The sequence below is a fragment of the Streptomyces nanshensis genome, assembly GCF_001751255.1.
Lineage (GTDB): Bacteria > Actinomycetota > Actinomycetes > Streptomycetales > Streptomycetaceae > Streptomyces > Streptomyces nanshensis_A.
Map to the genome: position 1 here is coordinate 1 of NZ_LJGW01000363.1, position 12,612 is coordinate 12,612.

General features: G+C 73.8%; 8 protein-coding genes, 1 pseudogene and 2 riboswitches. Of the genes and pseudogenes, 4 read left to right on the plus strand and 5 right to left on the minus strand.

The genetic code is table 11. The features are described from left to right. A partial coding sequence (locus AN218_RS21595; RefSeq protein ID WP_141747645.1) for a universal stress protein occupies window positions 1-481 on the plus strand: 481 nt, incomplete at its 5' end. An 82-nt stretch (window positions 482-563) separates the two neighbouring features. On the opposite strand, the gene AN218_RS21600 is transcribed toward AN218_RS21595, so the two are convergent. The 3 genes from AN218_RS21600 to AN218_RS21610 all read right to left on the minus strand — a co-directional run bounded on the left by AN218_RS21600 (window position 564) and on the right by AN218_RS21610 (window position 3,321). Next, window positions 564-1,331: a TIGR03943 family putative permease subunit gene (locus AN218_RS21600; protein ID WP_070018556.1), complete on the minus strand. Its 768-nt coding sequence runs from the start codon at window positions 1,329-1,331 to the stop codon at window positions 564-566. Then, window positions 1,328-2,386 carry a permease gene (locus tag AN218_RS21605; protein WP_070018557.1) on the minus strand — a complete coding sequence of 353 codons (1,059 nt, stop codon included), beginning with the start codon at window positions 2,384-2,386 and terminating at the stop codon, window positions 1,328-1,330. Before AN218_RS21605 ends, AN218_RS21600 begins: the two co-directional genes overlap by 4 nt. 275 nt (window positions 2,387-2,661) lie before the next feature. Further along, complete coding sequence (locus tag AN218_RS21610; protein WP_244900575.1) at window positions 2,662-3,321, minus strand: sigma-70 family RNA polymerase sigma factor; 660 nt, start codon at window positions 3,319-3,321, stop codon at window positions 2,662-2,664. Between AN218_RS21610 and AN218_RS21615 the strand changes: the two genes are divergently transcribed. Continuing rightward, the gene (locus AN218_RS21615; protein WP_070018558.1) at window positions 3,320-3,715 is read left to right on the plus strand and encodes a zf-HC2 domain-containing protein; all 396 of its coding nucleotides are present in this window, start codon (window positions 3,320-3,322) and stop codon (window positions 3,713-3,715) included. The genes AN218_RS21610 and AN218_RS21615 overlap by 2 nt on opposite strands. 197 nt (window positions 3,716-3,912) lie before the next feature. On the opposite strand, the gene AN218_RS21620 is transcribed toward AN218_RS21615, so the two are convergent. Further along, the gene (locus AN218_RS21620; RefSeq protein WP_070018559.1) at window positions 3,913-4,785 is read right to left on the minus strand and encodes a hypothetical protein; all 873 of its coding nucleotides are present in this window, start codon (window positions 4,783-4,785) and stop codon (window positions 3,913-3,915) included. A gap of 146 nt (window positions 4,786-4,931) precedes the next feature. Then, window positions 4,932-5,149, plus strand: a riboswitch (cobalamin riboswitch). A 173-nt stretch (window positions 5,150-5,322) separates the two neighbouring features. Between AN218_RS21620 and metE the strand changes: the two genes are divergently transcribed. Beyond that, the gene (gene metE / locus AN218_RS21625; RefSeq protein WP_070018560.1) at window positions 5,323-7,644 is read left to right on the plus strand and encodes a 5-methyltetrahydropteroyltriglutamate--homocysteine S-methyltransferase; all 2,322 of its coding nucleotides are present in this window, start codon (window positions 5,323-5,325) and stop codon (window positions 7,642-7,644) included. Between the two features lie 206 nt (window positions 7,645-7,850). On the opposite strand, the gene AN218_RS21630 is transcribed toward metE, so the two are convergent. Beyond that, a complete protein-coding gene (locus tag AN218_RS21630) occupies window positions 7,851-11,516 on the minus strand; it encodes a cobaltochelatase subunit CobN (RefSeq protein WP_070018561.1) in 3,666 nt (1,221 codons plus the stop codon). Between the two features lie 54 nt (window positions 11,517-11,570). Further along, a riboswitch (cobalamin riboswitch) is annotated at window positions 11,571-11,646 on the minus strand. A gap of 115 nt (window positions 11,647-11,761) precedes the next feature. On the opposite strand from AN218_RS21630, the pseudogene AN218_RS21635 reads away from it, so the two are divergent. Next, a pseudogene (locus tag AN218_RS21635) lies at window positions 11,762-12,612 on the plus strand (cobalamin biosynthesis protein CobG); the annotation flags it as partial.

Consider the following 12,612-nt stretch of genomic DNA (forward strand, 5'->3'; position numbering starts at 1 on the left):
GGCGGGCGTGGTGGCCGTGCGCGGACGGGCGCCGGCGGGCGTGGCGGCGGTGCGGGGCCCGGTCGTCGCGGGGGTCGATCTGCGCGAAGGCACCGACGACGTCCTGGAGTTCGCGTTCCGTACGGCCGCGGCCGAGGGCAGGGACGTACGGGTCGCACACGCCTGGAGCGTCCGCGCGCTCTACTCCTATCCCTCGGCGCTGCCCGAGCCGCGGATGACCGCACGCGCGGAGCAGCGGGCACGGCAGGGTCTGCACGAGGCGGTGCAGCCGTGGCGGGAGCGGTTCGGCGAGGTCGGCGTCCAGATCCGTACGGAGGGCGAGGCGGTCGCCCCGTATCTGCTCGAAGTCGGCGCCGACGCCGCGCTGCTGGCCGTCGGGCGGCGGCTGCGCGGAGCGCCCTTCCCCACCCGTATCGGGCCCGTCGCCCATGCGCTGCTGCACCACTCGCCGCGTCCGGTGGCGGTGATACCGCACACGTGACGGCGGGCGACGGCAGGCGACGACGAGCCCGTCCCCGTACGGCCGTTCGCCGTGTCCGGGGTGAAGTGGGCGGCCCGGGGCGTCAGTTCTCGTACTCGTCGGCCGGTGCCTTGACGGGCCGTGCGGAGGCGGCCTTGAAGAACGGTATGGCACCGCCGTTCACGGGGTCCTTCATCTGTCTGCTGGTGTACTCGCCCGTGACCTCCAGCCAGGTGTCGGGCTGGAGTGTCGGCGGCAGCTTCCCGGTCAGCCGGACCTTGATGGGCTGTGCGTCCGCCGCGCAGCAACTGAGCACCATGCGCGTGAGATACGGGGCGCCGCTCGCGTCGAGGGCGACGAAACCGGTGATCTCGATGTGCCTGCCCGCGAGTTGGCGTCCGTGGTCGAAGGCGGCACGGCCCGCGTAGTCGCTGACGTCCAGCCGGAGGGTGCCGTGGTCCGGCAGCTCGGGGAAGTCGGGCAGCGGCTGGAGGACGGTGCCCGCGCGCATGGCGCTGTACGAACCGGGGGCGGGCGGGGCGACCAGGATCAGGGCGAGCAGCGGCAGCACGAGCAGCCAGGAGATCCGCGGCTCCCGGTGCGCATGGCCGTGGCCGTCCTCGTGACCGGACTCGGCAGCCCCTTCGTGGTCACCATCGCCGTGTACGGTCCGCGCGGCCCGTGCCGCGCGCGCCGCCTTCAGCTCGTACCAGACGGTCGCGGCCGCCGCGGCGACCAGCACGACGCCCGCCGCCAGCAGCAGCGGCCGCAACCCGGCCTTCACATACCGCAGATACAGATCCGTCGAGCTGGCGCGCAGCACGGCCACGCCGAGGAGGAGGAGAACGGCCGCCTGCGCCTGCCGGTTCACAGCAGCACCGCCCCGACGAGGACGGACACGAGCAGCGCCAGGACGAAGGTCACCGGTGCGAAGCGCAGCGCGAAGCCCCGTCCGAACGTGGCGGCCTGCATGGCGAACAGCTTCAGGTCGATCATCGGCCCCACGACGAGGAACGCCAGCCGCGCGGTCAGCGAGAACTGTGTGAGGGACGCGGCCACGAAGGCGTCCGCCTCGGAGCAGATCGACAGCAGCACCGCGAGCAGTCCCAGTACCACCACCGAGATCACGAGGTTTCCGGCAGCGCTGCGCAACCACTCCTCCGGCACCAGGGACTTGAGCGTGGCGGCGGCCATCGCCCCGACCACGAGGAACCCTCCGGCGTGCATCACGTCGTGCCGCACCGACCCCCAGAACGCCGCGCCCTTGCCCAGCCCTTCGAAGGTCGGCCGGGACGGCGGCTTCAACCAGTCGGTGCGGCCCAGCCGTTGCCACAGCCAGCCCATCGCGCACGCCACCAGCAGACTCGCGACGAACCTCGCGAGCACCATCTCCGGGCGTCCGGGGAAGGCGACGGCGGTCGCCGTCAGCACGACGGGGTTGATCGCGGGCGCCGACAGCAGGAACGTCAGCGCCGCCGCGGGCGTCACCCCGCGCCGTACGAGCGCACCGGCCACCGGTACGGACGCGCACTCGCACCCCGGCAGCACCGCGCCGCCCATCCCGGCCACGGGCACCGCCAGCGCGGCCCGTGCGGGCAGCACCCGTACGAAGAACGACGCCGGCACATACACCGCGATGACCGCCGAGAGCAGCACGCCCAGCACGAGGAAGGGCAGCGCCTGGACGACCACCGCGACGAACACCGTCATCCAGCCCTGCATGGCGGGCGTGGACAGGGCCCGTCCGACCGGGGCCTGCGCCACCAGCACGGCGAGCAGCACCACGATCAGGGCGAGGGACGAACCGCCTCTGCGCCCGCCGCTCCCGGAACCCTCCGGGCTGTGCGGGCTCTCCGGACTCTGCGGGCTCTCCGCGGCGTCGCGGGTCCCCTCCGCGCGGGGCGTGACGGTGTCGCTGGTCGGCACTTGCTGCGCTACCTCCGGTGTGGCCTGCGGGCCGCGGGCCGCCGCTGCCTTGGCGGTCAGGGCGGCCGGGTCGGTGCGGCCGTCAGCGTAACCGCGGGCCGCGCCGCGCGTACCCGAACAGTCCGATCACGCGCAGGACCGGGGAGGGGCGGCCGGGACGAGGGGCGACGGGGGCGGGGACGGGGACGGCGGCCGCCCGGGACGCACCGTGCCACCGTGCGTCTCCGGGAGACCGCCGCCGTCCGTCGTGCCGCCGTCCGTCGTACCGCCGTCCGTCAGGCCGCGGAGCCGACCAGGGCGACGGCACTGCCGCCGCCTCGGTCCGTGCCCTCCGCACTCCGGGTGCACTCCGCATTCCGCGTGCCGTCCGCCGCCGTACCCGCTCCCTCCGCCGCCTCCAGCAGCGCGACGAGGGACTCGCGTGCCCGCGCGACCCGCGAGCGCACGGTGCCCACGGGACAGCCGACGACCGCCGCCGCCTCGGCATAGGGCAGCCCGAGCAGTTGCGTCAGGACGAACGCCTCACGCCGCGACGGGCCGATGAGCGCGAGGAGTTCGCCGAGCGCCACCCCCTCCTCGAACCCGGGCAGACCGCGCGGCTGTGCGCGCTCCGCCGCCGTCTGCCAGTCGTCCGTGTCCGCCGCCCGCGGACGGCGTGCACCGGCACGGATGCGGTCGGCCACCGTTCTGCGGGCGATCGCCAGCAGCCAGGTACGGGCCGAGGATCTGCCCTCGAAACCCGGAAGGCTGCGCAGCGCACGCAGATACGTCTCCTGTACGAGGTCGTCCGCGGCCTGGGCGTCGCCGCTCAAGTGCGTGACGTACCGGCGTACATCGGGCTGCGTCGCGCGGACGAACTCCTGCGCCGCCTCCGCGTCCCCGGCGCGGGCCGCGAGCGCCCAGCCGGTCGTCTCCGCGTCCGTCCGCTCACGCATGCCGTTTCCCCCCACGGTCCTCGTCGCGGGGACCGGCATCGCGGCGACCGGTGACGCGGCGATCGGCGAGGATGGGGACATGCACTGCTCCCGGGCCCGCACCGCGCTCTCCGCCCGCCTCGACCAGGAGGCGCTGCCTCCGGGCGTCACGGAGAGCAGGCTCGCGGAGCACCTGGCGTCCTGCCCGGACTGCCGCCGGTGGCAGACGCAGGCCGAGCGGCTGCGGCGCCTGTCCGCCGGCGAGCACGCACCGTCCGCGCAACCGGATCCGGAGCCGGAGCCGGCGACCGAGACCGGAACGGGGACGGACGGGGGCGGGTACGCCGAGGGGCACGCGCACCGGCACGGCTCCGGGAAGCGCGGGCGCAACGGGCGTGGCCGGCACGCCTGTTGAGCGGGGACGGCCCGCTCGGGCCGTGGATCGTCGCGCGGCGGGTGCCGACCGCACCCGTATGCGCTCAGGGGTCATCGTCATCTGAGGTCCTTCGCATGGTCCGGCCGCCGCGTGGGCGGCACCGGTGAACTGGCCCTCCGGCGGCGGCCGTTGCGCGAAGCCCGGCGGGCCTCCCGGAGGGATGGGCCGTGCTGTCGTCAGACAGCCCGGCCGTGCGGCGGACCCCGCAGCCAGATGACATGACCGAGGAAGAGCCTGCGGGGCGCGCGGGTCCGTTCGGGCCGCGCCGCCCGTACCGTCGGCGCCGGAGCGGGCAGCACCACGTCGGCGGCGGCGACCAGCGGTGCGAACAGCCGTACCGACGCGGCCCGTACGGCGCGTACGGCACGGAAGACGGCGCGCTCGCCGCCCCACAGCCACCATGCGCTGAGCAGCGCCACCAGCAGATGGACCGCGATCATCCCGGACGTACCGCCCGGCATCCCCGCGTGCGCGTGGTCCATGGCCGCCTGGCCCATGCCCTGGTGGTTCATCGCATGGTGCATCGCGTGATGAGCCATCGCGTCGTGCGCGTGCTGGCCCATGCCCCCGCCGTGCATGCCGCTCATGCTGTGCACGCTGTCCGTTCCGTGCATGCCCTGCATGCTGTGCACTCCTTGCACACCGTGCGCCGCGTGCGCGCCGTACGAAGTGCCGCCGCCCGCGGGCGAGTCGGGCGCCCCGGCGAGTGGATGCCCCACAAGCGCGGCCGCCCAGCGTGCGCCGAGCGACGTGCCGCCGGACCCTCCCGTACCTCCCGTACCGCCGGACCCCGCGAGGGCCTGGCCGAGGGAGAAGAGGCCGTGCAGCAGCGCCTGCGTGCCGACCGTCAGGGTGCCCACCACCACCGGTCCGCGCTCCCGCCCGGCGACGGCCCAGGCCGCCAGCGCCGCCGCGGGCAGCGCCCCCGACAGCAAGCCGACGGGCACCGGTCGGCCGGACATCAGCGTGTGACCGGCCGCCGCGAGCATCACGCAGACCGCCGCGAACACACCCGCTCGCAGCGCCCTGAGAACGCCTCCCGCATGCATGACCTGCCCATCGTCGCACCCGTGCCGCCGCCCGGAACCCCCGGTGCGCAAACCGCTCACGTCCGTACAGCCCCCGTACCGCCCGGCCCCCGCCCCGCACACCCCTCCCGCCGAAGGCGGTGTTCCCCCCGTCGGCTTCCGCGCCTAGGCTGGCAGGCGTAGCTGGTTCGTCCTGCCCGCCAGGCAGGACGTCGCAAGAGGGAACCCGGTGGAATTCCGGGACTGCCCCGCAGCGGTGAGTGGGAACGACCGCCGTCACACAGCACTGGGCCCGAGGGGTCCGGGAAGCGACGGCCAGTAGGTGTCCGCCTCGACGGCGGACGCGCCCGCGAGTCCGAAGACCTGCCGGCTGCCCGCGCGTGACCGATCACGCGCGGTCTGTCCCAGTGACCTCGAGGGCGGGTCGGCGACCACAACACCAGACGGAGCGACCGCGCGTGTGTCTGCGCGATGTCCCGCTCACCGTCTGGTTCGGTTTCCCTTCGCGCTCCTCCGGATCACCGGGGCTCGTCCGAATCGTTCGCGAAGGAGAGTTTCGTGACAGCGAAGTCCGCAGCCGCGGCAGCACGGCCCACCGTGTACGGCGTCCCCCGGCAGGGACGCAACCGGGAACTGAAGAAAGCCATCGAGGGCTACTGGAAGGGCCGTGTCACCGCCGAGGACCTCCGTCGGACGGCGGCGGAGCTGCGTCGTACGAACTGGCGCCTGCTCGCCGACGCCGGCATCGAGGAGGTCCCGACCGGGGACTTCTCCTACTACGACCATGTGCTGGACACCAGCGTCATGGTCGGCGCCGTACCGGAGCGCCACCGCTCCGCCGTCGAAGCGGACGCCCTGGACGGGTACTTCGCCATGGCACGCGGCACCCAGGAGGTCGCGCCACTGGAGATGACCAAGTGGTTCGACACCAACTACCACTATCTGGTCCCGGAGTTGGGGCCGGACACCGAGTTCGCCGCCGACTCCTCCAAGCAGGTCGCGGAGTTCAAGGAGGCCCAGGCGCTCGGGCACACACCGCGGCCCGTCCTCGTCGGCCCCGTCACCTACCTCCTGCTGTCCAAGCCGGCGCCGGGCGTGGCCCCCGGCTTCGACCCGCTGACGCTGCTGGACCGGCTGCTTCCGGTGTACGCGGAGGTCCTCGCAGATCTGCGCGCCGCGGGTGCGGAGTGGGTGCAGATCGACGAGCCGGCCCTCGTGCAGGACCGCACCGCCGCCGAACTGAACGCCGCCGAGCGGACGTACCGCGAACTGGGCGGGCTGGGCGACCGCCCGAAGCTCCTCGTCGCCTCCTACTTCGACCGCCTGGGCGAGGCCCTGCCCGTCCTGGCCAAGGCGCCCGTCGAGGGCCTCGCGCTCGACTTCACCGAGGCCGCCGCCGCGAACCTGGACGACCTGGCCTCGGCCGGCGGGCTGGCCGGCAAGCGCCTGGTCGCGGGCGTCGTCAACGGCCGCAACATCTGGATCAACGACCTGGGCAAGTCGCTCTCCACGCTCGGCACCCTGCTCGGCCTCGCCGACCGTGTCGACGTGGCCGCGTCCTGCTCGCTGCTGCACGTCCCGATCGACGCCACCGCCGAGTCGGACGTCATCGACGCGCAGATCCTGCGCTGGCTGGCCTTCGCCCGGCAGAAGGCGAACGAGGTCGCCGTCCTCGCCAAGGGCCTCGCCCACGGCACCGACGCGATCACCGCGGAACTCACCGCCAACCGCGCCGACCTGGCCTCCCGCGCCGGTTCGGCCATCACCCGCGACCCGGCGGTGCGGGCCAGGACCGAGGCGGTCACCGACGCCGACCGGCGCCGTCCGCAGCCCTACCCGGAGCGTACGAAGGCCCAGCGGGAGCATCTGGGGCTGCCGCTGCTGCCGACGACGACCATCGGCTCCTTCCCGCAGACCACCGAACTGCGCACCGCGCGCGCCGACTTGCGCAAGGGCAAGATCGACACCGCCGGGTACGAGGAGCGGATCAAGACCGAGATCCAGCAGGTCCTCTCCTTCCAGGAGAGCGTCGGGATCGACGTCCTGGTGCACGGTGAGCCCGAACGCAACGACATGGTCCAGTACTTCGCCGAGCAGCTCACCGGCTATCTGGCCACCCAGCACGGCTGGGTCCAGTCGTACGGCACCCGCTACGTCCGTCCCCCGATCCTCGCGGGCGACATCTCCCGTCCGGAGCCGATGACGGTGCCCTGGACGACGTACGCCCAGTCCCTCACGAGCCGCCCCGTCAAGGGCATGCTCACCGGGCCCGTCACGATGCTCGCCTGGTCCTTCGTACGGGACGACCAGCCGCTCGGCGACACCGCGCGCCAGGTGGCGCTGGCCCTGCGGGACGAGGTGCAGGACCTGGAGGCGGCGGGAACGTCGGTCATCCAGGTCGACGAGCCGGCGCTGCGCGAGACGCTGCCGCTGCGTGCCGCCGGGCGGCCGGCCTATCTGGAGTGGGCGACGGAGGCGTTCCGGCTGACGACGGCCGGTGTGCGTCCGGCGACGCAGATCCACACCCACATGTGCTACGCGGAGTTCGGCGACATCATCCAGGCCATCGACGACATCGACGCCGACGTGATCAGCCTGGAGTCGGCCCGTTCGCACATGCAGGTCGCACGGGAGCTGGCGGCGCACGGCTATCCGCGCGAGGCGGGCCCGGGCGTCTACGACATCCACTCGCCGCGCGTCCCCAGCGCCGACGAGGCGGCGGCCCTGCTGCGCAAGGGACTTGAGGCGATCCCGGCCGAGCGGCTGTGGGTCAACCCGGACTGCGGTCTGAAGACCCGCGGCTGGCCGGAGACCCGCGCCTCGCTGGAGAACCTCGTCGCTGCGGCGCGGACGGTACGGGCGGAGCTGCCCGGCTCCTGACGCGCCGGCGCCACCGGCCGGGAGCGCCACGGCACTTCCGGCCGGCCGGCGCGACGGCGAGGGCACCATGCACCATCTGCGCTCGGACTCCACCATCGCGTCGGACTCCACCGGCGCCTCCGGCATCCCGGACTCGGGTGCCGGGGGCGCCGGTTCCGCGTCCGGGCCCGGCTGACGGCCCGGGACCCGCGACGCTCAGTCGGCGCTCAGTCCTCGCTCTCCAGATTCCCCTCGGCCTCCAGATAGATCTCCCGCAGCGCGTCGAGCACCGCCGGGTCGGGCTTGGCCCACAGGCCCCGCGACTGTGCCTCCAGCAGCCGTTCCGCGATGCCGTGCAGGGCCCAGGGGTTGGCCTCCTGCAGGAACTCCCGGTTGACCGGGTCCAGTACGTACGCCTCGGTGAGCTTGTCGTACATCCAGTCGGCGACGACGTTCGTGGTGGCGTCGTAGCCGAAGAGATAGTCGACGGTGGCGGCGAGTTCGAAGGCGCCCTTGTAGCCGTGGCGGCGCATCGCCTCGATCCACTTGGGGTTGACCACCCGGGAGCGGAAGACCCGCGAGGTCTCCTCGACGAGGCTGCGGGTGCGCACCGTCTCGGGACGGGTGGAGTCGCCGATGTACGCCTCGGGCGCGGTGCCGCGCAGCGCCCGCACCGTGGCGACCATGCCGCCGTGGTACTGGAAGTAGTCGTCGGAGTCGGCGATGTCGTGTTCGCGGGTGTCGGTGTTCTTCGCGGCCACGGCGATCCGCCGGTAGGCGGTCTCCATCTCCGCGCGGGCGGGCCGCCCGTCCAGCTCCCGTCCGTAGGCGTAGCCGCCCCAGGCGGTGTAGACCTCGGCGAGGTCGGCGTCGGTGCGCCAGTCACGGGAGTCGATGAGCTGGAGCAGGCCCGCGCCGTACGTACCGGGCCGGGAGCCGAAGATGCGGGTGGTGGCCCGCCGTTCGTCGCCGTGCTCGGCCAGCTCCTGCTGCGTGTGGCCCCGTACGTGGTTCTGCTCGTGCGGTTCGTCGAGCGAGGCCGCCAGCCGCACGGCGTCGTCGAGCAGCCCCACGGCGTGCGGGAAGGCGTCCCGGAAGAAGCCCGAGATGCGCAGCGTGACGTCGATACGGGGACGGTCCAGCTCCTCCGGCGGCACCGGTTCCAGTCCCGTGACGCGGCGGGAGGCGTCATCCCACACGGGACGCACGCCCAGCAGCGCCAGCGCCTCCGCGATGTCGTCCCCGGCGGTGCGCATCGCGCTCGTCCCCCACAGCGACAGCCCCACCGAGGCGGGCCACTCGCCGTTGTCGTCGCGGTAGCGCGTCAGCAGCGAGTCGGCGAGGGCCTGCCCGGTCTCCCACGCGAGGCGGGACGGTACGGCCTTGGGGTCGACGGAGTAGAAGTTGCGGCCGGTCGGCAGGACGTTGACGAGCCCGCGCAGCGGCGAACCGGAGGGACCGGCGGGCACGAAGCCACCGGCCAGTGCGTGCACCGTGTTGTCCAGCTCGGCGGTGGTCGCGGCCAGCCGCGGCACGACCTCCTCGGCGGCGAACTCCAGGATGCGCGCGACCTGTTCGCCGTGTCCGTCCGGCACGGCCGACGGGTCCCAGCCCGCGTCGTCCATCGCCTGCACCAGCGTCCGCGCGGTCTGCTCCGCCTCGTCGGCGGTGGTACGGGTCGCGGCGGACTCGTCCAGTCCGAGGGCCTCGCGCAGTCCGGGCAGCGCCGCCGAGCCGCCCCAGATCTGGCGGGCGCGCAGCACCGCGAGGACGAGGTCGACCCGGGCGGCGCCTTCGGGCGCCTGGCCCAGCACATGCAGACCGTCGCGGATCTGGGCGTCCTTGACCTCGCACAGCCAGCCGTCGACGTGCAGCAGGAAGTCGTCGAAGCCGTCGTCGTCGGGGCGCTCCTCCAGACCGAGGTCGTGGTCGAGCCGGGCGGCCTGGATGAGGGTCCAGATCTGGGCGCGGATCGCCGGGAGCTTCGGCGGGTCCATGGAGGCGATCTGCGCGTACTCGTCGAGGAGTTGCTCCAGGCGCGCGATGTCGCCGTACGACTCGGCGCGGGCCATCGGCGGTACGAGGTGGTCGACGAGGGTGGCGTGCACGCGGCGCTTGGCCTGGGTGCCCTCGCCGGGGTCGTTGACGAGGAACGGGTAGACCAGCGGGACGTCGCCGAGCGCGGCGTCCGGGGCGCAGGCCGCGGACAGCCCGGCGTTCTTGCCGGGCAGCCACTCCAGGTTGCCGTGCTTGCCGAGGTGGACCATGGCGTCGGCGCCGAAGCCCCCTCCCCCACTGCCTTCGACGTGGGAGGTGCCCCCACCACTGCCTTCGGCGTGGGAGGTGCCCCCAGCGGGCGCGGCGATCCAGCGGTAGGCCGCCAAGTAGTGGTGGGAGGGCGGCAGATCGGGGTCGTGGTAGATCGCGATGGGGTTCTCGCCGAAGCCGCGCGGCGGCTGGATGAGGATCAGCAGGTTCTCGCGGCGCAGGGCCGCCAGCACGATGTCGCCGTCCGGGTTGCGGCTGCGGTCGACGAACATCTCGCCCGGCGGCGGCCCCCAGTGCTCCTCGACGGACGCGCGCAGCTCCTCGGGCAGCGTGTCGTACCAGCGGCGGTAGTCGGCCGCCGGGATGCGCACCGGGTTGCGCGCCAACTGCTCCTCGGTGAGCCAGTCCTGGTCGTGGCCGCCGGCGTCGATCAGGGCGCGGATCAGCTCGTCGCCGTCGCCGGAGACCAGGCCCGGGATGTCCTCCGCGGGGCCGAAGTCGTAGCCCTCCTCGCGCAGCCGCCGCAGCAGGGCGACGGCGCTGGCCGGGGTGTCCAGACCGACGGCGTTGCCGATGCGGGAGTGCTTGGTGGGATAGGCGGAGAGCACCAGCGCGATGCGCTTGTCCGCGGCGGGCGTACGGCGCAGCCGTGCGTGGCGTACGGCGATACCGGCGGCGCGCGCGGCGCGTTCGGGGTCGGCGACGTAGGAGGGCAGACCGTCCTCGTCGACCTCCTTGAAGGAGAACGGGACGGTGATCAGCCGTCCGTCGAACTCCGGCACGGCGATCTGGCTGGCGGCGTCCATCGGCGAGACGCCCTCGTCGTTCTCCTCCCAGGCCGCACGGGACCCCGTCAGACACAGCGCCTGGAGGATCGGCACGTCCAGATCCGTGAGGGCTCCCGCGTCCCACGACTCGTCGTCCTCGCCGGCGGACGCCTCCGCGGGCCGGGTGCCCCCGGCGGCGAGGACGGTGGTCACCACGGCGTCCACGGCGCGCAGTTCGTCGATCAGCTCCGGCTCGGGCGCGCGGAGCGAGGCGACGTACAGCGGCAGCGGACGTCCGCCGGCGTCCTCGACGGCACGGCACAGCGCCTCGACGAAGCCGGTGTTGCCGCTCATGTGGTGGGCGCGGTAGTAGAGCACGGCGATCGCCGGGCCGTCCCCCTCCTTCGTCTCCTTCGCCTCCTTCGTCTCCCGGGGCAGCGGGCCCCAACTGGGCGCGGGCGCCGGGGGTTCGAAGCCGTGCCCGGTCAGCAGAACGGTGTCGGAGAGGAAGCGCGCGAGCTGTTCGAGGTTCGCGGGCCCGCCGTGCGCGAGATAGGCGTGCGCCTCGGCGGCGATGCCCACGGGGACGGTGGAGGCCTCCATGAGCTGTGCGTCCGGGGCCTGTTCACCGGTGAGGACGACCACCGGGCGCCCGTCGGCGAGCAGTTGGGAGAGGCCGTCCTCCCAGGCGCGGACGCCGCCCAGCAGCCGTACGACGACGAGGTCCACGCCGTCGAGCAGCGCGGGCAGTTCGTCCAGCGGCAGCCGGGAGGGGTTGGCGAAGCGGTAGCCGACGGGGCCCTGTGAGGCGCGGGCGCTGAGCAGATCGGTGTCGGACGTCGACAGGAGAAGAATCACGCGGCGTCTGGCCTTCCTCGGGGTGTCCGCGCCCCGGGTGGTGTCGGACGGCGGGAGTTCCTGGCTCGCCCGGCCGCCGTGGCCGGGTTCACAGTGGCGGGACCGCGCCGGATTCGCACCGGGCTTCCTCCCAAGTCGCCGTCTGTGGCGGCGGCGGACCTGCGGGTCCGCCGAGAAGCATCGTAAGGGCCGGGGGGCGGGCGCGGGCCATACGGCCCCGAGAGGCGGTGGGTATGCTCGCCGCCATGTGTACCGCCCCGGTCCGGCCATCCGCCCTGGACACGACGCCGATGCGGGACCGCGGTGACGCCTGCCCGGGGGCGCTGCGGCTGCACACGGCGGACGACGGGGCGCTCGCCCGCGTCCGGGTGCCCGGCGGGATCCTCTCCGCGGCACAGGCCCGGGCGCTGGCGCGGGCCGCACGGCGCCTCGGCGACGGGGAGTTGCATCTCACCTCGCGCGGCAATGTGCAGTTGCGGGGTCTGCGGGCGGACTGCGGACGGGAGTTGGCGGAGCTGCTGGACGCGGCCGGGCTGCTGCCGTCCCACCGCCACGAGCGCGTACGCAACGTCGTCGCCTCGCCGCTGGCCGGTCTCGACGGCTACGGGCACGGCGATCTGCGGCCGTGGCTGCGGGAGTTGGACGGGATGCTGTGCGCGAGTGAGACCGCTCACGCGCTGTCCGGACGGTTCCTCTTCGCCCTCGACGACGGACGCGGGGACACGGCGGGGCTGGGCGCGGACGTCACGCTGACCGCCCGTGGCGACGGTACGGCGGCGCTGCGCATCGGACCGCGGTCCTCCTGTGTGCTCCAACTCCCGTCGTCGGATGCGCCGTTGGCCGCGCTCCGCACGGCTGAAGCGTTTCTTCGGACGCCGGAGGCGCGCCGCGGAGAGCTCTGGCGGATCGCCGAACTTCCCGGCGGCGCCGAGGAGTTGGCGCAGGAGGTGGTCCGGGGCCTGGGCGCGGCAGCGGTGTTGCGCAGCGACTCGGCTGTCGGTGCGTCCGAAGACGGCGCCTCCGGGGGCGGCGCGTCCGGCGGGCCTCCGCCCGGCGTCGTACCCGGCCCGCGCGGCGACGCCGCGCTGTCGGTCCT

Excerpts from the sequence above, each read along its gene's own strand:
- AN218_RS21615 (WP_070018558.1), top strand. The coding sequence starts at position 3,320 with ATGCCGTTTCCCCCCACGGTCCTCGTCGCGGGGACCGGCATCGCGGCG.
- AN218_RS21610 (WP_244900575.1), bottom strand. The coding sequence starts at position 3,321 with ATGCGTGAGCGGACGGACGCGGAGACGACCGGCTGGGCGCTCGCGGCC.
- AN218_RS21620 (WP_070018559.1), bottom strand. The coding sequence starts at position 4,785 with ATGCATGCGGGAGGCGTTCTCAGGGCGCTGCGAGCGGGTGTGTTCGCG.